This window comes from Flavobacterium bomense (genome assembly GCF_003970355.1).
This window is the reverse complement of sequence record NZ_RYDJ01000121.1, coordinates 1-1,355: the sequence shown is the minus strand read 5'-3', so window position 1 is coordinate 1,355 and position 1,355 is coordinate 1. Positions and strand designations below refer to the sequence as shown.

General features: G+C 37.4%; 2 protein-coding genes. Both read left to right on the top strand.

What is annotated here, in order from left to right:
* A partial coding sequence (locus tag EKL98_RS16060) for an exodeoxyribonuclease III (protein ID WP_199740734.1) occupies positions 1-487 on the top strand: 487 nt, incomplete at its 5' end.
* 46 nt (positions 488-533) lie between these two features.
* The coding region (locus EKL98_RS16055) for an OmpA family protein (RefSeq protein WP_126563151.1) at positions 534-1,355 on the top strand (822 nt) is incomplete at its 3' end.

The following is a 1,355-nucleotide window of genomic DNA, read 5'->3' as shown; positions in this document are numbered from 1 at the left end:
AAGAAACATTCGGGTTGATTTTGACGAGTTGTCGGTGATGAGTTTGTACTTGCCTTCGGGAACCAATATCGAAAGATTGTCACACAAGTTTATGTATATGGACGATTTCCAAAATTATATAGATGAACTCAAAAAAGAAATTCCCAATCTCGTGATTTGTGGCGATTACAACATTTGTCACGAAGCAATCGATATTCACGACCCCATTCGCAACAAAAAAGTTTCGGGTTTTTTGCCCGAAGAAAGAGCTTGGTTGGACGGTTTTATGAAAAGCGGATTCATCGATAGCTTCCGATTTTTGAACAAAGAACCCGGTAATTATACTTGGTGGACCATGCGATTTCCATCGGCAAGACTAGAAAACAAGGGCTGGCGTATTGATTATTGTTTAGTGAGCGAACCTTTAAAACAAAAAATAAAAAGAGCCGTTATATTACCCGAAGCCAAACACTCCGACCATTGTCCGAGTTTGGTGGAAATAGAATAATTAAAATATCAAAAATCAATTCCAATTCCAATAAAAACAAGTAAAAATGATAAAAAGAATTTCCCTCGGATTGCTGATTGTAGCACTTTCAACCTCTTGCGTTTCCAAGAAAATATACAATGATCTAGAAAGTAAATATGCCGATTTAAAAAAAGAAAACAGAAGTATTTCAGACGAAAACACCGATTTACTGAAAACTAAAAGTCAACTCGAATTAGACCAAGAAGCTTTGACTAAAGAATTGGCGAAAGTAAAATCGGAACGCGAAAAATTGCAAGCTGATTATGCCGCTTTAAACAAAAAGATGGATGTTCTGAAAGATTCTTACGCCGCTTTAGAAAAAAATAGCAGTGAATCTTTGAAAGCCAATATGGCCAAAAACCGTGAGTTATTGGATCAGTTGGGTGCCAAAGAAAAAGCATTGGCATTGGAACAAGAGCAATTAAACAAAAACAACCAACGATTGAAAGAGTTGGAAAATTTGATTGCTGCCAAAGAAGCCAGTATGCGAAAACTAAAAGAAACACTTTCGAAAGCATTGAATGGTTTTGAAGGTAAAGGTTTGACCGTGGAGCAAAAAAACGGAAAAGTATATGTTTCTATGGAGAACAAATTGCTTTTCAACTCTGGAAGTTGGGCTGTAGGTTCCGAAGGTAAAAAAGCGGTAGTCGAAGTAGGAAAAGTATTGGGCGACAATCCCGATATTGCCGTTTTGATTGAAGGTCACACCGATGATGATCCATTTGGAGGTTCAGGTCCCATTGCCGACAACTGGGATTTATCGACCAAAAGAGCTACTGCCATTGTTGCGATTTTAAGCGAAAATAAATTAGTTAATAAACAAAATTTAACTGCTGCTGGTCGTGGT